The sequence below is a fragment of the Stenotrophomonas sp. 59 genome (assembly GCF_030291095.1).
In the GTDB taxonomy this organism is placed as follows: domain Bacteria; phylum Pseudomonadota; class Gammaproteobacteria; order Xanthomonadales; family Xanthomonadaceae; genus Stenotrophomonas; species Stenotrophomonas maltophilia_Q.
In genome coordinates this window covers 664,379-688,075 of record NZ_CP127408.1, presented here as the reverse complement: position 1 = coordinate 688,075, position 23,697 = coordinate 664,379, and the positions used below count along the sequence as shown (strand labels likewise).

General features: G+C 67.7%; 17 protein-coding genes. 1 reads left to right on the top strand and 16 read right to left on the bottom strand.

Annotated elements, in window-relative coordinates:
- Positions 1-28 precede the first annotated feature (28 nt).
- The 13 genes from bcsZ to QP552_RS02940 all read right to left on the bottom strand — a co-directional run bounded on the left by bcsZ (position 29) and on the right by QP552_RS02940 (position 19,233).
- Positions 29-1,162, bottom strand: coding sequence for a cellulose synthase complex periplasmic endoglucanase BcsZ (gene bcsZ, locus QP552_RS03000; protein WP_286074945.1), 1,134 nt, complete (start codon positions 1,160-1,162; stop codon positions 29-31).
- Positions 1,146-4,727, bottom strand: a complete 3,582-nt coding sequence (bcsC, locus tag QP552_RS02995; protein WP_111113683.1) for a cellulose synthase complex outer membrane protein BcsC — start codon at positions 4,725-4,727, stop codon at positions 1,146-1,148. The genes bcsZ and bcsC overlap by 17 nt, the downstream gene beginning before the upstream one ends.
- Entirely contained in the window at positions 4,727-7,090 is a 2,364-nt protein-coding gene (gene bcsB / locus QP552_RS02990) for a cellulose biosynthesis cyclic di-GMP-binding regulatory protein BcsB (protein ID WP_286074943.1), read from the bottom strand. The genes bcsC and bcsB overlap by 1 nt, the downstream gene beginning before the upstream one ends.
- Positions 7,087-9,711 carry a UDP-forming cellulose synthase catalytic subunit gene (gene bcsA / locus QP552_RS02985; RefSeq protein WP_286074942.1) on the bottom strand — a complete coding sequence of 875 codons (2,625 nt, stop codon included), beginning with the start codon at positions 9,709-9,711 and terminating at the stop codon, positions 7,087-7,089. Before bcsA ends, bcsB begins: the two co-directional genes overlap by 4 nt.
- Entirely contained in the window at positions 9,711-10,466 is a 756-nt protein-coding gene (gene bcsQ, locus QP552_RS02980) for a cellulose biosynthesis protein BcsQ (protein ID WP_111113685.1), read from the bottom strand. Before bcsQ ends, bcsA begins: the two co-directional genes overlap by 1 nt.
- On the bottom strand, positions 10,463-10,642 hold the full coding sequence (bcsR, locus tag QP552_RS02975; RefSeq protein WP_049402398.1) for a cellulose biosynthesis protein BcsR: 180 nt from the start codon (positions 10,640-10,642) through the stop codon (positions 10,463-10,465). Before bcsR ends, bcsQ begins: the two co-directional genes overlap by 4 nt.
- A complete protein-coding gene (bcsG, locus tag QP552_RS02970) occupies positions 10,642-12,270 on the bottom strand; it encodes a cellulose biosynthesis protein BcsG (RefSeq protein WP_286074938.1) in 1,629 nt (542 codons plus the stop codon). Before bcsG ends, bcsR begins: the two co-directional genes overlap by 1 nt.
- Positions 12,267-12,446, bottom strand: a complete 180-nt coding sequence (gene bcsF, locus QP552_RS02965) for a cellulose biosynthesis protein BcsF (RefSeq protein ID WP_033836073.1) — start codon at positions 12,444-12,446, stop codon at positions 12,267-12,269. The genes bcsG and bcsF overlap by 4 nt, the downstream gene beginning before the upstream one ends.
- Entirely contained in the window at positions 12,443-13,981 is a 1,539-nt protein-coding gene (locus tag QP552_RS02960) for a BcsE family c-di-GMP-binding protein (protein WP_286074935.1), read from the bottom strand. Before QP552_RS02960 ends, bcsF begins: the two co-directional genes overlap by 4 nt.
- A 213-nt stretch (positions 13,982-14,194) precedes the next feature.
- The gene (locus tag QP552_RS02955) at positions 14,195-15,232 is read right to left on the bottom strand and encodes a fimbrial protein (protein WP_286074933.1); all 1,038 of its coding nucleotides are present in this window, start codon (positions 15,230-15,232) and stop codon (positions 14,195-14,197) included.
- Entirely contained in the window at positions 15,223-17,787 is a 2,565-nt protein-coding gene (locus QP552_RS02950) for a fimbria/pilus outer membrane usher protein (RefSeq protein WP_345782978.1), read from the bottom strand. The genes QP552_RS02955 and QP552_RS02950 overlap by 10 nt, the downstream gene beginning before the upstream one ends.
- 92 nt (positions 17,788-17,879) lie before the next feature.
- Complete coding sequence (locus QP552_RS02945) at positions 17,880-18,608, bottom strand: molecular chaperone (RefSeq protein WP_049402407.1); 729 nt, start codon at positions 18,606-18,608, stop codon at positions 17,880-17,882.
- 85 nt (positions 18,609-18,693) lie between these two features.
- Positions 18,694-19,233 carry a fimbrial protein gene (locus QP552_RS02940; RefSeq protein WP_033834853.1) on the bottom strand — a complete coding sequence of 180 codons (540 nt, stop codon included), beginning with the start codon at positions 19,231-19,233 and terminating at the stop codon, positions 18,694-18,696.
- A gap of 457 nt (positions 19,234-19,690) precedes the next feature.
- Here QP552_RS02940 and QP552_RS02935 point away from each other — a divergent pair, with 457 nt between their 5' ends.
- Positions 19,691-20,056, top strand: a complete 366-nt coding sequence (locus tag QP552_RS02935) for a hypothetical protein (protein WP_033834854.1) — start codon at positions 19,691-19,693, stop codon at positions 20,054-20,056.
- Positions 20,057-20,078: 22 nt separating this feature from the next.
- Here the strand turns inward: QP552_RS02935 and pncB are convergent, their stop codons facing one another.
- The 3 genes from pncB to QP552_RS02920 form a co-directional block, all read right to left on the bottom strand.
- A complete protein-coding gene (gene pncB, locus QP552_RS02930) occupies positions 20,079-21,260 on the bottom strand; it encodes a nicotinate phosphoribosyltransferase (protein ID WP_111113690.1) in 1,182 nt (393 codons plus the stop codon).
- Positions 21,261-21,436: 176 nt separating this feature from the next.
- Positions 21,437-22,276, bottom strand: coding sequence for a glycosyltransferase family 2 protein (locus tag QP552_RS02925; RefSeq protein ID WP_111113691.1), 840 nt, complete (start codon positions 22,274-22,276; stop codon positions 21,437-21,439).
- On the bottom strand, positions 22,273-23,124 hold the full coding sequence (locus QP552_RS02920; RefSeq protein WP_111113692.1) for a glycosyltransferase: 852 nt from the start codon (positions 23,122-23,124) through the stop codon (positions 22,273-22,275). The genes QP552_RS02925 and QP552_RS02920 overlap by 4 nt, the downstream gene beginning before the upstream one ends.
- Positions 23,125-23,697 lie beyond the last annotated feature (573 nt).

The window sequence follows — 23,697 nt, the reverse complement described above, 5'->3', positions numbered from 1 at the left end:
AATGGGATCCGACCCCGCAGCACTGCAGCTACCAGCGCGGTTGCAGGCGGCCGTCGGCGGCGAAACGCCAGCGTCCTTCGGCCCAGCCCAGGCCGAACAAGGCCAGCATCTGCGAGTAATAGGCCGGTGCTTCAGCACGCTGCTTTTCGGCGGTGGGCAGGCTGGCCCGCAGCGACTGCGCGCGCTCCGCTTCGCCCTGCGCGATCAGATACGGCAGCAGTGCCGCGCGGAATCCGTAGTTGCCTTCGCCCTGCCCCTGGCCACTACGGGTGTCGATCTTCTCCCACATCGGCGCACCACTGCGCAGGCGCTGCAGCGGCCCGGACAGAGCCGCCAGCTGCGCACGGAACAACGGATCGCGCGGTGCGGTCATGCCCGCCCAGGTGTAGCAGCGGATGGCATCGTAGCTGCCGACCGCGCCGCGCACCGGATCGACGACGAAGCGATCGCCTTTCCACGCCGCCCAGTCCGGTGCGAACCCGTTTGGACTGGCCTGCTGCAACAGCTGCACGCTGTTGCGCGCCAGCGCCTGCCACGGCCCGCTGCGATCCTCCACCGCAAAGCGGCGCAGCAGCGGCAGTGGCAGATAGCTGGGGTTGACCCGCGTGGCGTCCCCTTCGATGAATCCCTGTGGGCCCGGCAGCAGCATCGGGCCGAGCCCGGGCAGGTCCACGATCTCGCGTGCCCGCACCTGCGCGAGCAGGCCCTCGGCGATAGCCTTCAACGCGGGACGGCGCCACAGCCTCGCGCCTTCCAGCAGCGCATAGGCCAGCCAGAGATCGGAGTCCGAGGCCGGGTTGTCGTCCAGTACCCGCCAGCTTCCCTTGTCATCCCGCCCCCACAACCAGGCGGGCAGGTGCTGGCGCATGTCGCCACCGGCGAGGTTGTCCTGGGTCCAGCCCAGGATGCGGTCGAACAGCGCCTGGTCGTTGTCGACCAGGGCGAAGAACAACGCATAGGACTGGCCTTCGGAGGTGCTGCGCTGATCGTCCTGGCTGCGATCGATCATGCGTCCGTCGCGGCTCAGGCTGCTGTCGAGCAGTACCTGCCACGCCGGCCAGCGCGGAGCGGGCGCGGCCTGCGCACTGCACCAGCCAAGCAGCGGCAGCGTGGCGGCCGCCTGCAGCAGGCGCCGGCGCTGCAGGTCAGCGGAACTCGCCATACGGCACCAGTGGCGATACGGGCAACGGCAGGTTTCCCTGCCAGGGCTTGAAGGTGTAGCGCAGGTAGAGCTGGAACGAATTCGGCGAGAAATCGCGGCTGCGCTGCAGGGTGCCGGCGGCACCCAGCACGAAGTGGTCGCCCAGGCGGCGCTCGACCGCGCCGTACAGGCGGTAGCCGGTGCCTGTGCTGCTGCTGTCGCCGGTATACAGGCCGGCCTCGTCCAGCCGCAGCGGGCCATACTGCGGCTCCAGCTGTTCGATCACGCGCTCGATCAAGGCTTGGTCAGGGAAGCGGCTGATCGAGGACGCGTGCGCACTGGACACGCTGACCGAGCCATCCACGCGCACCGACCACACGTCGTTGCGCCAGGCGAAACTGACCGGCAAGCTCAGCGACGCATAGCGCTGCGGGCTGTAGTAGCCGCCCTGGCCCAGCGAGTAGCCGCCCAGGTCCTTCTGGTAACGCCAGTACATCGCGGTGGTGCCCACATCCAGCCGCATGTCGGTGCGCTGGATCAGCTTGTGGTACCAGCCCACCATCGCGCGTGCGCGGGTGTTGTCGACCACGTTGTGGCCGGTCAGCCGATGCCAGCTCCAGTTCGACCACACGCCATCGCGGCCGCCCTGGTCGTAGCCGAGGCTGAAGGTCACGCCGTTGGCGGTGACCCCGCCCCAGGCAATGCCACTGCGCGGATCAACGGCACCGGCCTGCGACAGCAGCGAGTTGGTCATCGGCCGCCGCGACACCGTGGCCCCCCAGCCGAAGCGCCCGAGGTCACCATTGAGGGTGACACCGCCGAGCCAGTTGCCGACCACGTAGTTGGACGGGGTGTGGCCGATATCGAAGTTCCAGCGGTCATCCAGGGTGCGCCAGCCGACGGCGAAGCCAGCGCCAGAAGTCCGCCGCTGATGGACGAAACGGGTGCAACCCGGTGCGCGCAGGCGGCTGTTGCCGGCCTGCAGCAGATCCAGGTCGCAGCTGCCGAAATCCTCGTCGTAGGCGCCGTTTCCGTCGGTCTGGAAGCGGCCGGCATCGAAGCTCACCTGCTCGATGCGCGCCCAGCCCAGGCCACCGGCGAACGGTGCGTCGAGATGCGCGATGCGGGTATCACGCGACAGTCGCGAAATGCCCGGGGTTCCATCACTGCGGCGGCCGGTGTCCTGCATCACCGTCAGGGTGGGATTCTCCTGCTGGTACAGGGTTTCCACGTCGCTGCGCAGGCTGCGCCGCAACCAGTCATCGCCGGCCGTCTCGCGGCTGGCCAGGGTCAGCGCGCGGTTGTCGCGCGGCGCGGACTGGCTGGAAGCCAACAGGCCGTTGTCGGCCATCGCCTGCGCGTACATGTCCAGCGCCTGCTGTGGATCATCGCGGCGCACCAGTCGTGCCGCGTCACGCCAGGACTGTGCATCGGGCCCGGTCTTGCGCGCCAGCAGCGCGCGCAGGATCGCCAGGGCCTTCGTGTCCTCGCGCAGGTCGGTCCAGATGGTGGCGAGCTGGCGCTGCTGGCCGATCTCGGCATCGTCCACTGCCGGCGGTGCGTCGTGCATCTGGCGGCGTGCGTTGGCCAGATCGCCGGTGCCGATCCAGGCCTGTACCTGGCCCAGCTGCGCATCCACATTCTCCGGCTGTGCAGCAAGCACGCGCTGGTAGTAGTGCAGCGCCTGCGCATGATCGCCGCGCAGGCGTGCCCATTCGGCCATCAGCAGGTCGTTGTCGGTGCTGGGCGGTTGCTGCTGCAGCAGCGCGATGGCTTCGGCCTCCCTGCCCTGCGCACGCAGATCCCACAGATGATCGACCAGCTGCTGCCGCTGCAGGCGCGCCGACAGCGCGCGGATGTCGTCGTCCCACTGCGCCTGCGGCAGCGCATCGAGCACCGCCAGCGCCTGCGGCAGCCGATCGGATCCCGACAGATAGAGCGCCTGCGCGTAGCGCGCTTCGGCACTGTTGTTGTGCATGGCCATGTCGGCCACCACCGCGTCGGCCTCGTCCTGCCGGCCGGCGGCGCGCAGCTCGTTGCCCAGCGCATAGGCCAGCCAGGCATCGCCCGGCAGTTCGCCGCGCAGCTGCTGTCCCAGCGTGATTGCAGTGGTTGCATCGCCGGCAGCCAACGCCTGCTCGCGGCGCTCACGCAGTCGACTGATCTGCAGCTGGCGCAGGTCTTCGGCATACAACCTGCGCTGGGCAGCGGGCAATGCGTTGATGAAGGCTTCCAGCCGCTGCGGATCGGTTCGGCCGTACAGCTGCACCAGCTTGCGGATCACGTTGGCATCGTTGGGCGCCATCCGCCGGGCAACCTGCAACTGGCGTTCGGCTGCGGCGTCGTCGCCGCGGGCCACGGCCACGTCGACCAGGCCCAGTGCAGCATTGACGTCGCGGGGCTGCTGGCGGCGCGCCTGCGCATACAGGCGCTCGGCCTCGTCCAGCCGGCCGGCGGCAAGCGCCGCATCGGCCTGGTCCAGCTGCAGCCAGTAGCGGGTACTGGCAATCAGGTCACGCCACTTGTCGTTGCTGTCACCGGCCGGGGTGGCCTGCACCGCACGCTGGAAATAGTTGATGGCCTGCTCGCGGCGGCCCTGGCGCATCAGTGCCATGCCCAGCCCACCCAGCAGATCGGGCTCGCGCGGATAGCCGCGCAGCGCCTGCAGGAAAGCGCGCTCGGCCTCTTCATTACGGCCTGCGTCGAGCAACTGCTGGCCACGCAGGCCGGCGCGCCACGCCGGGTCACTGACCCGCTTGTGCTGGTCGGTGTAGCGCTCGCGCACCAATGCGATGTCGGCAAACGTCGGGTTGCGGGTGATGAAGTCCTGCAGCCTGCGCACGCTGCGGTCGTCGGCGGGCTGATCCTTCAGGTAGGCCCATTCGGCGTCCGCCGCCATGCCGCGGGCTTCCGGATTGCGCCCCATGCGCTGCAGCGCGGCCAGCGCCTCGGCATCGCGGCCGGCCGCGAACAGCATCTGCGACAGCGCCTGCAGCAACGGCACATTGCCCGGATAACTACGGTCCAGTTCGCCCAGCGCGCGGATCGCCTGTGCACGCCCATCCGCCTGGGCGCCGCGCAGGCGCCAGTACTCCAGGCCCAGCTGCAGGCCAGGTGGATCATCGTTGAACAGGCGCCGGTAGATCGCCAGCGCTTCGGCGCTGCGACCGCCGGCAGCGAACAGCCGCGCCTGCTGCAGATCCTGCTGCAGGTCACCGCGATAGGCCTGCCAGAGGCGCTCGCCGGAGGCCAGTTCACGGGTGCCCGTGCCGATCTCGCGCAGGCGCTTCAGGGTCGCCTCGGCATCCTGCAGCTTCTGCTGCGACAGCTGCACTTCCAGGATCGCCACCAGCGTGCCGCGATCATCCGGCGCCAGCATGCGCAGCCGCGCCAGCGCGTCTTCGATCAGGCTCTGGCGACCGGTGGCCTCTCCGATGCGCACCTGCTGAAGCAGCCACTGGCGCTGCTCGGCGACGGTTCCGCCCGGTGTATCGGGCAGGGCCTGCGCCGCGCAGGGCCCGGCACCGGCCAGTCCCAACAGGACCAGGCCGGAAGCGGTGACCAGCGGATGCCGAGTACGTGCCATCAGTGCCCCGGGTCCAGGCGCTTGGCCGCGACCCAGCGCAGCGTGCGCCACAGCAGGAAGGCGACCATCAGCACCACCAGCGTCGCCAGCACCGCCAGCAGTGCCGGGTGGTCGGCCAGGTGGTACCACAGCAGCAGCCACCACGGCAGCGCGCCAACGTAGTAGTGATCGCCGACGAACTGGCTGTGGATGCCCGAGGTACGCAGGATCGCCACCGAACCTGCGATGGCTTCGCGCTTGCCGGTATCGCTGAGTGCATCGTCGAGCAAGCCGTAGTCGGCGGCATTGCTGGCGGCCAGCGAAACGATGCTGCGCTGCGCATGCTTCGGCGACTGCATGCCGATGATCGCGGCAAACGGTGCCTGCGCGCTCACTGCTACTTCGGTCACCGCCGGGTCGCCATCGCGGCTGCCACGGCGGGCCTGTTCCATCGCCTGCTGCGGCGACGGCGACTGGCCGTTGAGCAGGCGCGTGCGCTGGTCGTCGATCAGCAGCGACAGCTGCTGGCTGCCGCGCAGCTCCGCCGGCAAGGCGCCCAGCATCAGCAGGTCCGCATCCAGTGCGCTGGCCTGCTTCCAGTCATCGGACAGGCGCAGGCCATAGGCCGGGTAGCCACTCTGCACGCCCAGCCCACCGATCAGGTTCAGCAGCAGGCTGACCTGTGCTTCGCTGGCGCTGGGCGGCACCAGCACGACGGTCTCCGACAGATCGGCCATGCGGGTGAACGGGAAACCGCTGAGCGCGAACGCGGACAGGTCCGGCAGGCCCATGTAGTGATGGAACCCGGAGAAGTCGATGGTCGAGTCCTCTTCGATCGCCGCCTGCAGGTTGGGCGGCAGCACGGTCTGGCAGTGGTCGCGTTGCGCGCTGCCCATCACGCTGGCGAAGTTGAAATCGAAGCGCAGCTGGTTGCGGTCGCCCAGCTTGAGCGCCGGAATCAGCAGGCGCCCGTCGTCGGCACCGGCATCGCCGGCCAGCACCGGCAGGCGGATTTCCTCCAGGCCCTGCTTGCCGTTGCGGCGCACCAACGGGAAGCTGGAGATGAACTGGTCGTTGATCGCCACGCCCAGCCGCGATTCATCGCTGCCGAACGGCGGCGTATAGCGGTAGCGCAGGTTCAGCGGAATACCCTGGTTGCGCCAGATGAACAGATCCGGCGGCAGGTTGAGGTTGACCGTGATCGGTTGCGGCGACACGCCATTGGCGTGCAGCTGCTGCGGGTAGTCGAGCAGTTCGGCCAGGCGGACGGCGCGGTCGGTACGTACCCAGTTCGGTGCGTCGTACGGCTTGCGCGGGGCCAGTGGCTTGATCTCGTCGACGCTGACCTGGCGGCCGCGGAACAGCACGTTGCCGGCCGCCATCGCGGCCACCGCCTTCTGCAGGTCGTCATCGTTGCGGCCCAGCACCAGCAGCAGCTTGCGCTGCGGATCCTCCGGCAGCGACATCAGTTCGATCATCGGCCCCGTGACCGGGGCATGGTTGGCGATCACCGGCGGGAACCTGCCGTTGACCGCCAGCACCACCGCGTGGCCCTTGTCCGGCAGCGTACCGAAGCTGACCGGGAAACGCGCCTGGCGCCACCAGCCGGACAGGCTGCCGAAGTACGAGGACATCACCGCCGCCGCGCGCTGCTGCGCCAGGCTCGGTGCGGCGGCGAACACCACCGGCAGTTCCAGCCGTGCGGTATCGCGCGGATCGAAGAACGGCAACGGGAAGTTGGCCAGGTCGTCCTGCATCGCCAGCGGCTGGCCGCCCAGGCGCAACGTGCTGTTGCTGGACAGGTTGACCCACAGCGAGCTGTGCGTCGGCTCTTCGCAGATGTCGGTGTAATGGCCGACGAACTCCAGGCGGACCTGGTTGAAATCGGCGATCAGGCGCGCGTCCAGCGGCAGCTTGGCCTGCACCGGGCGGCCCAGCTGGTCGTTGCTGATCGGCACCACGCCCATCATCGCGTCGTTGAGGTAGACCCGCAGGTGCGACAGGGTCGGCAGCAGCGACGGTGAAGGCGTGAAGCTCAGATCCAGTTCCGCATCGCGGACCAGGCGGTCACGGCGCACCTGGAACTCGAAGGTGGTGGCATTGCGCACCCCCGACAGCAGCGTGTCCTGGCGGCGCCCCAGCTGCGCGAAGGTGTTCTGCCGCTGCCAGGGCCAGGCGCTGCCCGTCCAGGTCTGCGCCAGCGCGGGCTCGGTACCGGCGGCGGGAGTGGTGGCGGGTGCGGCCGGCACGCTCGGCACCGGCGGCGCGGCAGGCGCTGTGGTGGGAGGGGCGACCGGTGCCGGAGCAGGCGCGCTGTTGCCTGACGCCACGGGCAGGGCCAGCAGGGGCAGCAGCAGCCAACGCAGAGAGGACGGAAGGGTCATGGACGAAGCCCTGGATCAGCGGCTGGGTCAGCCGGGTGGGAAAGAAGCGGACGTTGCGGAGCAAAGCTGGCCAGCCATCGCAGCAGGCGACGGTTCCAGTGTGCCGGGCGGTCAAGGTCGAACGGTGCGAAATCGCCCATCCGCCGATAGCCGCGCCAGCCCAGGACCAGCACGCTCCACAGGCTGCGCGGCAGGCTCTTGGGTTGGTAACCGGCGTGCCAGTCGAGCCAGGCATCGGCGCGGGCGAAGGTGCACTGGGCGAACTCCACGCGCTGGCGTTCGTCCTCGAACAGCAGCAGCAGGCCCAGTCGCTGGCCGACCGTGCGCTGCACCCGCGCCGGGAACGCGAACTCGCGGCGCCCTCGCCCCAGCAGCACCTGCACGCGCAGGCCCTCGGCCAGCTGTGCGTCTTCGCCGAGTTCAACGCCTACGCCATCGTTGGAGTAGTCCTGCAGCACGCCGCGCAGGCGGCGGCCATCGGGCACCTGCAGCGCCATCGGCAGGTGGGTGGTGACGCGGTGCGTGCGCCGCACCTGCTGCACTTCAGCGGCCACCGCCAGCGCACCGCCGATGATCAGCAGGTTGTACAGCACCCACAGCGAACTGACGACCACCGTGCCGCGTTCATCGAGCGGCCCGTGCATGAAGCGCCACACGGCAAAGCACAGGCCGAGCACGTTCAGCAGCGCCAGCACCAGGTAGGGCTGCGCCACGCGCCAGTCAAAACGATCGCCGGCCTGGGTACCGCCCTTGTCGGTGACGTTGAACTTGCCACGGCCCGGGCTGAACAGCGCCACGGTGGTGGGCCGTGCGATGTACCAGGCCAGCACCGTCTCGTACACCTCGCCCCAGAACGGCCGCCGGTACTTGCCCTGGATTCGCGCGTTGGTAAGGCTGGCGTGGGCCATGTGCGGCACCACGAACAGCAGGATGGCCAGTGCCGGCGCGTAGATGATGTAGACGTGCAGCAGCAGGAACGCCAGCGGCGCGGTGAGGAACACCAGGCGCGGAATGCCGGCCAGGAAATGCAGCATCGCGTTGGCATAGCAGAAGCGCTGGAACAGGCTCAGGCCCTTGCCCAGCAGCGGGTTGTCGATGCGGAAGATCTGCACCATGCCGCGCGCCCAGCGGATGCGCTGGTTGACGTGCGCGCCGAGGCTGTCGGTGGCCAGGCCGGCTGCCTGCGGAATGCGCAGGTAGGCCGAGTTCCAGCCCTTGCGGTGCAGGCGCAGCGCGGTGTGCGCATCCTCGGTGACGGTTTCGGTGGCAAACCCGCCGATGGCATCGATGGCCTCGCGCCGCAGTACCGCGCAGGAGCCGCAGAAGAACGCCGCGTTCCACAGGTCGTTGCCGTCCTGCACCAGGCCGTAGAACAGCTCGCCTTCGTTTGGATCGCTGCGGAACACCTGCAGGTTGCGTTCGAACGGATCGGCCGAGAAGAAGTGGTGCGGGGTCTGCACCAGCGCCAGTTTCGGGTCGCGCAGGAACCAGCCGCAGGTGATCTGCAGGAACGAGCGCACCGGCAGGTGGTCGCTGTCGAAGATGGCCACCAGCTCGCCATCGATCAGGGTCAGGGCGTGGTTGAGATTACCGGCCTTGGCATGGCGGTTGTCGGCGCGGGTGATGTAGTTGACCCCGGCGCGCTCGGCGAATGCACGGAATTCTTCGCGTTTGCCATCATCGAGGATATGGATGCGCAGCTTGTCGGCCGGCCAGTCCAGGCCCATCGCCGCGTACACGGTATGCCGCACCAGCGCCAGGTCTTCGTTGTAGGTGGGAATCAGCACATCCACCGTCGGCCACTGGTGGATGTCGGCCGGCAACGGCGCCGGGCGGCGGCGCAGCGGCCAGGCCACCTGCACGTAGCCCAGCATCAGCACCAGCCAGGAATAGGTTTCCGCCGCCAGCAGCACCAGGCCACAGACCAGGTCGAAGGTGCTGTTCCAGTTCAGCGTGGCGGTATAGCGCCACCACAGGTAACGGCAGGACACGGTGATCGACAGCACGACCAGCACCAGCGTCGCATAGCGCCCCTGCATGCGCCGCACCAGCAGCGCGATGGCCCACAGCAATGCAACGAACACGAACTGTGCGAGATAGGTGAACGGCTGGGTGATGCACAGTGCTGCCAGCCCCAGCGTGGCCAGACCGACCAGCAGGGTCAGCAGATGCCGCGAACGTGGCGACAGGCCGCCCATCTTCCGGCCGAACCAGGCCGCCACGCGGCTGTTCCAGAATTCACTGGGCGCATCGCGCATGGCGCGCAGATAGCGCAGGCGGCCGCGACCGGCGGCGCCACGCAGTTCGGCAATGCGTTCGCGACGGGCCTGGGCCAAACGTTGCCGCCTCAGCGAAGGCTGCGGTACCAACCGCACCACCGACAGCCACATGGCCTGGATCAGCAACCGCAGCGGATCGCCCGGGCGCCAGCGACGGTCGCCCTGGATCTGCGGGAAGGCGTTGCGCAGGCGCGGGGCCTGCGCCTGCCACGCCGGCCCTTCCAGGCGCAGGAACGCCCAGCCCACGCACTGCAGCAGCCACAGCAGCGACCGTGTCGGCCAGGACGCATGCACGCGTTCGCGCAGGCGCCCCCAGCCCAGGTAATAGACGCGGGCACCCATCAGCGTCCTCCCGCCGCGGCCTGGCGCCGCGCGCCTTCGGCCAGGCACCACAGCACCAGCCCGTCGACATCGGCAGCAGCCAGCGAATCGGTCGCATAGCGGCCCAGTGGCTGCTTGCTGGCCAATGCGGACGGCACCCGCGCATCCTCGTGCAGCGGCTGCGGCACCAGACGCGCGCCGTGCGCGTGCAGCCACAGCTGCATCAGGTCGCGCTGCACCGGAATGACCGGGTCATAGCGGTTGGCCAGCAGCAGGCGGGTGTCATCCGGCTGCCGTTGCAGGAACACATGGCTGACCGGATCGACACAGGCCAGGCGCAGCGGCAGCGTGCAGCGCGCGTGCTGGTTGATGGCCGCAGCGTGCGCCGGCAGGCGCTGCGGCAGGTCGAACAGGATCCAGTCGAACTGGGTCTCCAGCAGCGGAATGCGTTCGGCCCAGGTGGCCGGTGCCTGCTGCAGCTGCTGTTCGATGCGCATCGCGGCCTCGGCATCGACACGACCATAGGGCAGCACCGCGAGTCCTGTTGCGACGGCGTAGGCGGCATCACGCCAATCCGTACCGTCCAGCTGCGCGCGCGCCCAGCCGTTATCCACGTCGGCAGGCAGGCCCAGGTGCAGGCCGAGCATCTGGTCCGGGCTGCATTCGACCAGCAGCACACGCTGCCCCTGGGCGTGCAGGCCTTGGCCCAGCGCGGCAAGCACGGTGGTGACGCCGGTTCCTCCATGGATGCCCTGCAGCGACAACAAGGTGCTCATCGGCGCGGCTCCAGTTCGGCCAGCAACGGCCAGCGCGCCAGCGCCCGTGCACGTTCCTGCTGGGCCGAGAAGTCCACGTAGGGCAACCCCGGCATGTCCAGGCTGCGGCGCAGCAGGTCGATGTCATCCTCTTCCACGGACAGTGTGACCGGCACGGCAAGAATGTCGGCAGGCATCAGCGCGCCTCCTCCGGGTAGGGGCTCCAGGTCTGGCTGCCCTGCAGCTGCAGCCAGGGCTTGCCGGCGTACTCGATGACCTTGGCGCCTTCGTTCTCCGATACCGACGGCGTCTGCGGCAACCCCTTCAGCAGGCTGTCCCAGTTGCGCTCGCTCGGCGGCGACTGGGCATTGAGCGCGTACACGCGCGAGACCAGCTCGGACACCGCCAGGTAGCTGCTCGGTTCGGGGACATGACGCGGGCCGCCTGCAGCCGGTGCGCCCATGCCGATCAGCTTCACACCCACCGGCACGTGGGTGATCGATGGACTGGGAATCTCACGCATGCCCGGAATCTGCATGCGGTCGCCATGCAGGGCCGCGCCATGCTCGGGCACCACCACGATCATCGCGCGGCGACCACTCTTCTCCACCGCATCGACGAAACCGGCCATGTCGCCCAGCACCATTTCCGCACGTGCCTTGTAGTCGGCGGCATTCGAACGGCCATCGGCGCCAACGATGCGGTTGCCATCGTGCAGCGAGATCGTGTTGTAGAACAGCGCCACCTGCTGGCTGGACTCGGCCAGCCGCTGTTTCCACCACGCCATCAGCACATCGCCATCGCGGCGCAACGGCGACTTGTCGAAGGCCACCAGCGCTTTGGGAAATGCGCTGATGTCCATCGGCTGCGCCTGCAGCCCGCCGTACTGGTGCAGTTCACCGATGAAATCGTCGAAGTGACCGTCATGGTTCATCGCCAGCTCGCTCTGGAAGCCCAGATGCTGAAGGTTCGAGAACAGCTGGCATTCGGCCGGCACCGGATCGAACAGCCCGGTATGCGAGGTCTGGCCACAGCTGGCGCGCAGCAGGCGGATCGCTGCCGGGCCGCTGTAGGCGGTTGCCGAGTTGAAGTCGTCGAACACCACGTCCATGTGGTCGAGCAGGTTGTTCTGGCGCAGCCCCACCTCATCCAGATCGCTCCATGCCAGCGAGCAGATGTTGAGGATGATGACGTCGAACGGCGCGCCGCTGCCCGGTGCAGGGAAGCTGGTCTTGAGGCTGGCCTGCTGCTGGTAGAAGCTGGCCAGCCATGCATTGAGCGTCTCGTTGTTGGCCGGCGGCAGGCCGCCACCTGAGGTGCCGGCGCTGGCGGTGGCCGCGGTGGCGGTACCCTGCCCCCAGTTCCAGCCCGCCGGCATCGGTATCGCCATCACGGCCAGGCCAAGCATGCCCAGCACGCTCAGGGTGGTGATGCGCAGCCACGGCTTGAGCAGTACGTAGGCCAGCACCAGCATCGCCAGCACCGCCACCATCTGCCAGTTGATGAAGCGCTGGGCCAGCTCGAGCCAGTAGTCCGCCGAGAAGTCCAGCACGCCAGGCTGCACCAACAGGCGCCGGAACGGCGGCCACCAGGTGTCCTGGTAGTACAGGGCCACGCCCACCGGTATCGCGACGACGGTGCGCGCGATGCGTGCCCAGCGCCAGCGCAGTGGAATCAGCAGTGCGCCAAGGAACAGCAGGTTGGGCAGGATCTTCAGATCCAGTGCGCCCATCCAGGCCAGTACCACCTTGGACAGGAAATACAGGTTCCAGCCGCGCAGGTCGGCCCAGGCGAAGGGAGATGCAAGTGCCATCTGTGGACTCATGCAGCCCTCCGCGGCGCACGCTGGCGTACACCGGCGCGGCGCAGATGGCGGGGTGGCAGCCAGCGCGCGACACGGCGGCGCAGCCCGCGCCACAGCGTGCCGAGCATGGCTCCGAAGGGAATCATCACCAGCGCGCAGGCGACGATCAGGGTCCAGAGTTGCTGGTCGGTGGTCATGCGCGATCTCCCAGTCGCAGCGGCTTCGGGGCGGTGAAAACAGGCGCCTCGAGCGCCGGGGCCACGGCCGGCAGGGTCGCGGGTGCTTCGGGCAGTACCTCGGCCTCCGGATCGCTGCTGCGGGCGTTCATCGCTGCAATGTCGTACTCGGCCAGGCGCTGGTAGCCATCGAACAGCTCGCGCCAGGGCAGGCGGAACAGATTGCCCAGGGCCTGCTCGACCGCATCACGCCGGCAACCAAACAGGAACAGGCGTACCTGCCCGCGGTAGACACAGGCCAGATCGCCCTGGCGGCGGATGCGCAGCTGCTGCAGGGTCTGCTCGGCACGCAGGCCGGCCACCGGCTGCAGCGCCAGCACGGCGCTTTCCACCGCACTACCGTCCTGGTCGATGCGATCACCTGCGATCTGGCGGAAGCGTGCGGCGCTGACCAGGCCACTCACCGAAGGCGGTCGATGCGAACGGATCAGCGGCTCTGGTTCTTCCGCCAGCTGGCCCTGCCAACGCTGCCGCTGCACGGTTTCCAGCAGGGTCAGCAGTCGTGGCAAAGGCGTCGCTGACGGCACCACCAGGCTGCAACCGCACTGCATCAGCAGCCGCTCATCGGCGTAGCGCAGGCAGGGCTGCAGCTCGCGCACCACCAGCTTCAGCGCATTGCCACGTTCTCGACGCAGGCGGTGCAGCAGGCGGGCCAGTGCATCCACCTTGGCATTCTCGTCGATGGCCAGCACCACGGTGGCCTCGCGCGCCTGCAGCGCGGCCGGCAGCAATCCGGCCCAGCCGTCATACAGGCGCCAGGCCGCCGACAACGGCGGCGCACCTTCCAGTACTTCGGCCTGGGCCAGGAAGACATCGCGGTCGCTGCCACTGGTCGCATCGATCCCAGTCTCGGCGGCATCGGCCTCGGCCAGGTGGCGCAGCCCGCGGCTTTCCTGCTCGACGCCGAATGATCGCTGGGCCACCACGCCATGGCTGTTGGACCAGTAATGCAGCAGCAGCTGCAGGGCGCCACGATGCGGATGCAGCTGGGCCACACCGGCGCAGCTGCGGTTCAATGGCAGCAGCCGCGGGGCCAGGGTCGCCACTTCGCCGTGGCACAGCAACAGCAGCACCTGCTGCGCCTGTCCGGCCCATTCCTGCAGCTGCTGGCACCAGCGCGCCAGCCGGGCATCATCCCAGCCGTCCAGCGCCGCCACCGGGAACTGCACCAGGCTGAGCCGGGTGCGCGCCGAGGCGGTGCGCGGCAGATCGCCGGTCAGCCCGCGCAACGCCTGCTGCATGCCGTGGTGCGAGCGCTGGAACAGCCGCAGGCGGGCCGGCCCCTGGTCGGCAGGCAGCAGCGCCAGCATCGATTCGGCCCCGCGCCCCAGCGTGACCAGCACGGCCTCGTCCAGTGCCTCGGCCGTTGCCAGCACGCCGGCGCCGAGCAGGTCCGTCGGCGCGCTGCCGGCAGCCACCACCCAGTACAGGCCTCCGCTGCGCATCTCGACGAACTCGGCGGGCAATCCGGCAATGGCAAGGTGGGTCGCAGGCACGCCGGATCCTTTCATTGCCCCTCAACCGGGCGGAAAGCCCGGCAGTGGAGGCGCTGCGGTGAAAAGGAGGTCACTTTCATGACGTACATCACATTCATGTTTCTGTACGGCAATGATAGCCCTGATCTTCACGCTTGCGGGATCAAGACGCAGTCAACGCCGCCCGCAGAACGGGCGACGTGAGGCTCGAAACTCAGCAATGGAAAGCGCGTACTACTCGTACTGGATCGTGAACGTCGCCTGCCCGTTGGCGGTGCCGGCACCGACGGTACCGGCCTGGGTCTGCACATAGCGGGCCCGCAGCGGCAGGCTCATGACACTGGTTCCAGTGGTGGTGGTGCCGACACTGATGGTCTGGCCGAAGCGCACTTCGCGTTCGCTGCTGCCGTCGCGCTGGACCATCTGGATGCCGATGCGGGTGGCGCTGTTGGTGGCCGCACTGAGCTTCAGCACGCCCGGCATGTTCGAGCTGTCCTGGTCGGCATCGAGACGGATACCGATCTTGCTCTGGTACTCGGCAACGTTGCTGCCCTGGCAGTTCAGGCGGATCTCGAAATCGCGATCGACAGCCTTGGAACCGACACCGGTGAACGTGGTGTTGGCCACGCTGCCGAAATCGACCGCGATGTTGCGGCTGCCGGCCTGCACTTCGCAGGTCGGGCTGACCACGGTGGTGCCCGAGCCCCTGAAGGTCGAGGTCAGCACTGGCTTGCTGGGGCCGTCACCATCGAAGTAATAAGTGGTGAAACGACCATTCGGTGCGATCACGCCCGAGCCCGTCTGCGCGGCGGTCTTGATCAGCTGGATGCGGAACTGGCCACCGATCAGCGAGATGGTTGAGTTGGCACCGAAGTTGATGGAATGCGGGTAGTAGGTCTGGATCGCGCCGGAGTCGCGGAACAAGCGGATGCCCACACCGGCGACGCCGGTCTCGTAGACGTTGGCAAAGCCGGCCACCGGCCGCTTCTGTGGTGCATTGACGTACTCGCCGGTCGAGCTGCCGCCACTCCACCAGTCGCAGCTGGCTACATTGTTCCGCTGGTTGATCGGTACGCTGATTTCCTTGATCACGCCGCCCACCGGCGTGCTGGGCAGGATCACGATCTGCCCCATGTCCATCTGCACGTCCTGCGCAACGAAACCACTGACCTGGATGCGGCACGCAGCGCTGGCCTGCTGCGCCAGCAGCGCGCCCCCCAGCAGGGCCAACGTGGCCAGCACCTTGCGGCCACGGGAAGAAATCATCGGCATGCTGCCTCCAGCGGGATGAAGCCGGTCTTGGACGCATCGGCGCCCGCCGGAACCTGGTAATCGACGGTGCAGCGCTGGTCGGCACCTGCGCCCCACTCCACCAGCAGGCGGCCCTGGTTCTTTTCGCTGCGCACGTACAGGCGGCCGCCCTGGCTGACCATGCCCACCGGCTGGCCCTGCTCGTCCTTGACCTGTGCACCGAACGGCATGGTGCGGCCATCAGGGTTGCGTACCTGGATCAGCAGCGCGTTGCCCTTGCGGGTATCGAAGCGCAGGTAGCTGATGGCACCGGCGAACGGCGCGATCGCCTGGCTGGTGCTCTCCAGTTCGACGTCGTGGGCCATGCCCTGCGGGTCGAGGGTGACGGTGTTGAGGCGGTACGGCGACACGTACGGCACCACCGCGTAGCCGCGGCCATCGACACGCAGGCCCGGGGCGTTGCTGACGATGGCATCGCGCGCGCCCGGCGCTTCCACCAGCACCATGGTGTCGCCACGCTGCGGGGTGAAGGTGAAGCCGCCTGGATGCACGACCACGCTGCCGTTGGCACCGACCGAAGCCTGGCGGAAGTCACGCGAGTGGCTGTAGGTGGCGTTCAACGCGGAGTAGCGGCTGCGGTATTCGACGTTGCCGACCGCGGTGGTGCCACCCTCGCGCGAGTCGGACAGGGCTGCGCCATAGCTGAAGTTGTTGTCGACGCCGGCCGAACCGGTGATGCCGACGCGGCTGTTGTCGTAGCCACCGCGGTCGCGCACGCCGAGGTCGGCGCTGAACGACACCGGGTGGGTGCCACGGCCCAGCGGCACGCTCATCGACAGCAGGTACTGGGTATCGGAACGGCCCAGCACGCCCTCTTCGGTGCGCAGCGCCGAGAAGCCATAGTTCACCGAGCGCCAGGCGTTGTTGTAGCCGACCTGGTACTGCTTGGAGGTGCCGGGGCGATCGTAGAAGTCGCGCACCGAACCGGTCAGGTACAGCGCGCCGCCGCGACGACCCAGCGGCTGGTTCAGCGTCACCTGGAACTGGCTGCGCTGGCGGCCGCGGGTGGTCGGATCGATGCCACGCTTGTCCGAATCACGACCGTACAGTGCGTCCTGCAGGCTGTAGAAACCCTCGGTCGAGTAGCGGTAGGCGGCCAGGGTCAGGTTGGTCCCGGTCTCGCCGATCATGTTGCTGTAGCTCAAGCGCACGCTGGCACCGGTGTGGTTGCCGTAGTGGTCGAACGAGGTACGCGCATGGGTGACGTCGGCGGCGAACGCGCCGACCGGCGTGGACAGGCCGACGCCGTACAGCAGCGACAGGTAGCCATCACTCAGTGCACTGCCGCCGTACAGGGTCAGCTGGTTGCCGATACCACGCTGGTAGGTGCCCTGCACCAGCCACGGCTCATCGGCCAGCAGCTTGTTGCGCACCTGGCCGGCGGTCAGCGAGTAGCGTGACACGCCTTCGCGCAGCATCTGCGGCACCGAACCGAACGGCACCTTGAACTCGCGGCGACGGCCATCGGCCTCGATCACGCTCACTTCCAGGTCGCCGCCATAGCCGGTCGGGTAAAGATCGTCGATGACGAAGCTGCCCGGCGATACGGTCGAGGAATAGATCAGCTGCTGGTTCTGGCGCACTTCGATGCGCGCATTGGTCTCGGCGATGCCGCGCACGACCGGCGCGTAACCGCGCAGCGAATCGGGCAGCATGCGGTCGTCGCTGGCCAGGCTGGCACCGCGGTAACCGATCGAATCGAACAGCTCGCCGGTGGTGTAGGCCTCACCGATGGTGAGCATGCCGCGCACCTGCGGGATGCCGCGCTGGGCGTAGGTCGCGATGCTCTGCCAATGACGGCCGTCGCCCTCGGACCAGGTCAGGTTCGAATCGTGGCGGAACTGCCACCCGCCCAGGTTGAGGCCCGCGTTGAGGCCCAGGTAGGCACTGCGGTTGCGCTGGCCGCCTTCGACGCGGCTGTCGCTGTCGATGGCATTGAAGCTGTAGCCGACGAAGCCGGCATTGATGCCACGGTCCCACAGTGCCGGGTTGACGTAGCCACGCGCCTCGCGGCGCAGGAACACCTGCGGGATGCTGAGGTCGTAGCGCAGGTTGCCGCTGTCGTAGACACCATAGGCATTGGCCATGCGCTGCTGGACCGGCACGCAGCTGGTCTTGTCGGTCGGCACGGACGGGTCCTGCTGCAACAGCACGGCCTCGCTGTCCACGCCCATTTCTTCCAGCATCGGCAGCGGCAGGCAGGCGTCTACGCGGCCCTGCGCATCGGCCTTGAACTGCAGGTCGCGGCGGCCCTGCCAGGCACCGTTGACGTAGACGTCGACACGGTAGTTGCCGGCCACCATCGGGTTGCCGTTGCTGAAGGCCGCCAGATCGACCTGCTTGGCCTGGCCAGACAGGAAGCTGGAGTTGAACTGGGCCGATTCCGGGGCACGCGCATTGGCCGCACCACTCTGCGCCATCAGCGCCTGTTCGCCGAGATTGGCCGGAGCAGCCAGCGCCCATCCTGGGCAGGCCACGCCAGCAACCAGCAGGCAAAGCGCCTGATGGATCGACAATGTCAATCTGTTTCCGATCACACTGACATTCCTTCAGTTCGCCGCACGGCGGCGGTGGCGGGATGCGCGGGCAGTGGGCCAGCGCGGCGCGTTCAGCCCCCGGTGCTGCCGAGGCGGATCGTGTGTTCCACCCGGCCGCCGTAGTCGTTGATGGTGATGAAGCGGACCTGGTCGGTGCCCGCCGGTGCGGCGAACTCCAGGCTCTGCTTCGGCGCGACCATTGCGCCCTTGTCCTCGACAGCCTTTTCAGTGCTGCCGGTCACGGCATGCACTTCGGCCAGGGTGACGTGGAAGGGGCTTGGGTTTTCCACCCGCAGGCGGTCGCCCGAACGGGTCCAGCGCAGCGCTGCCGGCGCGTCGTTGGCGACGCCCTTCAGGCCCTGCGGCCGGTAGAAAAGCTTCAGGCGCGAACGGAACGCGACCTGCAGGTAGTTCTGGTCGCCACTGTCGGCGTTGTCCGGCGACGGCGGCACGTCCAGCACGTTGAGCCAGAACACCGACTCGCGGTCGGTCGGCAGCTGCGCGCCAGAGAAGATCACGCGCAGCGCCTGGCTGCGGCCCGGTTCGACGCGCGCGATCGGCGGCGTCAATACGAACGGGGCGTCGCTGGTATCGGCGGTCTGGTTGGCGTCGCCACTGTCGATCCAGGCCTGGACCAGGGCGGGCGAGTCGCCGACGTTGTCGACCTGCACGGTGACTTCGCGCGCCTGCGCCGGGTAGATCACCCGCGTGCCATTGACCACCACGCCGGCCAGAGCGTTCTGGCAGAAGGGCAGCGTGAACGCTGCCAGCAGCAGCGCCCGGGGAAAGAATGCTTTCATCGGAAGTACTACGCTCGAGGTATGGGGCCAGAGGCCGCGAGGCACTGGCCGGCGCGTACGCCGGCCAATGCGGGTACGGCTGCGATCAGTTGTAGATGATCGTGTACTTGACGCTGCTGGTGACGTCGCCCGGGGTGGCGGCGGCAGTGGCGTAGTACTCGGCGTAGTAGTTCAGGTCGGCCGAGCCGTCGGTGCCGACGGTGACCCACTGCGAGTTGGTCTGGGCCTGGCCAGCGCCTGCAGCCTTGATCGGCAGGACCTGGTTGTTCGAGCCCAGCAGCTGCAGCTGCACGTTGGTGGCAGCGTTGGCCGAGGCCTGGTTCAGCAGGCGGCCGGTGTTGAAGTCAACGGTCGAACCCGGCTCGAAGTAGGTAGCGACGTTGCCGGCGCTGCACTTGGTCAGGTTGATCGCGAACGGGGTACGGCCCGCAACGTTGCCGGCGGCGGCCAGCGTGTTCTTCGACACGGTCGGCAGGTTGACGGCGAAGTCCTTGCCGCCCGGGGTCGAGATGGTGCAGGTCTTGTCGGTCACCTTGCCGGTGAAGGTGATGGTGCCGTCGGCGGCGTTGGCGGCCAGCGGAGCGGCGGCCAGCATCAGAGCGGCGATGAGGTTGATCTTGTGCATTCGCTTTTACCTAACCCTACTGAAGAGATGGAAGTAGAGGAGGAAGCAAGGAGCACTGCCGGGCGAACAAGACCCATCCTTGCGTCTCACCTGTGGCCGGATTCGGACATACGTTCCCCTGAATCCGTGACGCAAGTATATGCACAAGTGTGATGAAAGTCTCATTATTTTTCTGAACGCCAATTCATTGACGCTATAAATGTGACGTGCTAGGCGAAATGATGGCCTCAAAGGTGCGGAGATTTGACGGTCGCCGGATCAGGTCGGAAACGACCTTGGATGACGCTTCGGGTGGCGCGTTCGGCATGCACGGAAACAGGCCTTTTTCAGGTGGAAATCGGCTTCTTTGATGCGCATCACTCTTTCTTGGTGATGGGCCTAGCAGATTCGGAATCGTCCTATTAAAGGCTGATCGAAGCTGTCGCTAACTAGGACACACCGAACCAGAGAACGTGTCATGAGAACCTCCCTTCTGCTGTGCGTGGCCCTGATGTCCATCAGTGCCGTGGCCCAGGCCAGCAGCGGCAGCATCCGCTTCAGCGGCCGCATCGTCGAACCGGGCTGCACGACCAACCTGTCCCAGGGCGAGCTGAGCCTGGCGGCCTGCCCGCCATCGGCCAAGGGCTCGACGGTGGCTGTGACGGCGCTGGCCGATGGCCAGGCCGCAACGCTGCGCGATGGCAAGCGCCAGGGGCAGAAGCTGTCGGTGTCGGCCAGCGCGATGCGCGCCGGCGATATCGCCTTCTCCGAGCGCTACAGCGTGCAGGCCTCGAAGCAGCAGCCGTTGCAGGGCGCCTACCTGGTCGTTGTCGACTACCTGTAAGCAGCACTGAAGGCCGGCGCGGTTACGCCGGCTGCGGCAGCTCGAAGACCTGGCGCAGGTAAGCCAGGTAGCCGGGGTCGTCGCACATGCTCTTGCCCGGCGAATCGCTGAGCTTGGCCACCGGCTGGCCGTTGCAGCGGACCATCTTGATGACGATGTTGAGCGGCGTCGGGCCCAGATCATTGGTCAGGTGGGTGCCGACACCGAACGCGACCTGGCAGCGACCACGGAAGTAGTCGTACAGGCGCATGACCTTGGCGATGTCCAGGCCGTCGCTGAAGACCAGCACCTTGCTGCGCGGGTCGACCCGGCGCTGCTGGAAGTGCGCCAGCATGCGGTCGCCCCAGTCGAACGGATCGCCGGAGTCATGGCGCACACCGTCGAACAGCTTGCAGAAATACATGTCGAAGTCGCGCAGGAACGCGTCCAGGCCGACCACGTCGGACAGCGCGATCCCCAGGTCGCCCCGGTACTCGCGCGCCCACGATTCCAGTGCCGCCACCTGCGAATCGCGCAGTCGTGGGCCCAGCGCCTGGAACGCCTGCAGGTACTCGTGCGCCATCGTGCCGTGTGGGGTCATGCCATAGAGGCGGGCGAAGTGCACGTTGCTGGTGCCCACCAGCTGCGGGCCCAGTGCATCGCGCAGCAGTGGCAGCAGGCGCGCGTGCCAGTCGCGCGAGTAGCGGCGGCGGCTGCCGTAGTCGGCAATGCGGCACTGTTCGAAACCGGGGGTATCGCGCAGCAGCGCGGCCTTGGCCTGCAGGCGGCGTTCGCCCTCGGCGAAGTCAGGCGTGGTGGTGTTGCGGAACCAGACTTCGTTGATGATCGCCAGCAGCGGCACTTCGAACAGGATGGTGTGCAGCCAGGGACCGGTGATGTCCAGTTCAATCTCGCCCGGCACGGTTTTCGACGCACGCAGCTGGATGTACTTGCGGTCCAGGTGGAACAGGCCGAGGAAATCGGCGAAGTCGGGCTTCACGAAGCGCAGCCCACGCATGTAGTCCAGTTCCGCGCTGCTGAAACGCAGGCTGCACAGGTGGTCGATCTCTTCGTCGATCTGGTCGATGTAGCGGGCCAGGTCGATGCCGGAGGTGCGGCACTTGAACCGGTACTGCACCTGGGCGCCGGGGTGCTGGTGGAGCACCGCCTGCATCATGGTGAACTTGTACAGGTCGGTGTCGAGCAGGGACTGGATGATAGCCATGGGGCGGATTATGCGCCCGGAGAGGTGAACCGGGGGCGCCGCCAGTGGATCCACTCCATGCATGGATGACCCATCCATGCAGCCGAGCGCGGGCTCGGCGCTTCCGATCGGGCACCCCATCCACGCATGGCGTGGATCTACCGACGGATCTTGTGTGGCCGAGCGCGGGCTCGGTTCTACAGGGACCGGCGCAACAGGCGCGGCACCAGCATCACGGCGTGGGCCCAGATCGCGCCCCATACCGCGGCACGCACCGGCAGCGAACGCTGCTTCGCTTCGAACTTCTGGAAATAGCGCCACAGGCCCTTGTGCTTGTGCCATTCAACGAAGAACGGTCGTGAGCGGCTCGAGACACCACGCACATGGGTGACCTGCAGGTCGTTGGCGATCGCCACCACCGCGCCAGCCTCACGTGCGCGCCGGCACAAGTCCAGGTCTTCGGCGTGCAGGCGGTAGCCAGCGTCCCAGCCACCGACGCGGTCGAACAGCGCACGCGGCATCATCAGCAGCGCACCGGACAGTGCCGGCACCCGCTGCAGCGACTGCTGGGGGTCGCGCGGGACCGCCAGCTTCGAGCCTTTGCCCGGCGAACGCAGCATCAACAGGAAATCCGGATCACGACGGCGCACCGCCTCGTCGGCATGGCCATGCTCGTCCAGCTGCTCGACACCCAGCAGGCAATCACCCAATCCTTCGGCACGGCTGCGCAGCTCGGCCAGGGTATCGGGCTCCACCATCAGGTCCGGGTTGATGAAGGCCAGCCACGGGCTGTGCGAATCGGCCACCCCCTGGTTGTTGGCAGCGGCAAAGCCGGGATTGTCAGGATTGCCGACAAAACGCACACGGGGATCGTGGCTGGCATGCCGTTGCACGATGTCCAGCGTGCCATCCAGCGAGCCGTTGTCGATCACCCGGATCTCGGCCACGTCCTGCGCCTGGCGCAGGCGCGAGAGGCAGGCATCGATGGTGCTGCCACTCTGGTAAGTGACGACGATGGCGGCGATGGCAACATTCAAGCGGGTGACTCCGGCGCGGAAGGAACGAACAGGTCGCCCTGTTCCTTCGGCATTATCGCCTGCCGCATGCGCTGCTGCAGGTCGGCGCGCAGCCCATGCAATGGATCGTGCATCAGGAAATCCGCCAGGCGCGGCACCCAGCCAGGCCAACGCGCAGCCAGCGCCTCAAGGTCGCCATCGCGGCTGACCGCCTCGCCCGCCCGGCTGACAAAGGCGGTCTCGCACAGCACGTTGCGCCAGCCCAGGCCGGCCATGCGCAGGCTGAGATCGACCAGGGCCGCGTTCCAGCCGGCGTAGCTGTCCACATCCAGGCCACCGGCGCGACGGCGTGCGTTGCCACGCACCAGCACCGCATGGGTGACCGCCGATGGCAGTTCCGGGTGCAGCGTCGGCAAGGCAGCGCAGGTCTGTGCCAGCAGCGCCGCATCCTCGGGCTCGGGATTGATCTCGCCCAACCGTGGCCACGCTGCGGTTTCGCCGGCATTGCACCACGGGGTTGCCGTCGCGATGGCGGCATCGCGGGCGAAGGCGTCCTGCAGCTGCTGCAGCCAACCGGGTGCCGGCACGCTGTCTGGAGCCAGCACGGCCACGTCCAGGCCGTCGCAGGCGCGCAGCATCTCGTCCAGATGCGCCACTTCACCCAGCGGCCGCGCGCGGCGGGTGTATTCGGCCTGCAGCGGCGTATGCGCCAGCCAGTGTTCCACCACCGCCTGCGCACGCGGACCGGTCTGCGCATCGTCGGCCAACCAGACTGCGGTGCCCGGCGCGGTGCCGGCATCCAGTGCGGCCAGGCAGCGATCGAGCGCAGCATCGTCCACGCACAGCGGCAACAACACGATCGCCCCCATCCCGCCTCCGTGGTTGTCGGTGGCCACAGCCTAGCACTGGGAGGGTATCGGCCGGGTTGCACCCGGCACCCGCCTCAGCCCAGAGCCGAAGCCGAAGCCGAAGCAACAGCAGAAGCCGGCTATCCGTGGGATGGCGGGGTGGGGCCGGTTGCGGGGGACGCCGTAAACCCATCCATGGGGGCTTGGCCGCGGCATCCATGCCGCGGACACCCCCGCAACCGGCCCCACCCCGCCTTCGACAGATTTCTGCGATCTGCAGTAGATCCACGCCATGCGTGGATGAATCTCTATCGAAATCGAATATTTCGAATTGGAATCGAAAAGCATCCACGCATGGCGTGGATCTACCGTGTCGACCAAGGTCGACACCTACCAACAGCCGCGGGAAACTGTCGAAGGCGGGGCACTGTGGGTTTGCGGGGTGTGAGCCGCATGGATGCGGCGACCAAGCCCCCATGGATGGGTTCACGGCGTCCCCGCAAACCCACAGTGCCCCGCCATCCCTCAGTAAACCCGCTGTTGCTGTTGCTGTTGCTGTTGCTGTTGCTCCAGCTCTGGCCTCTGCGGGTGCCG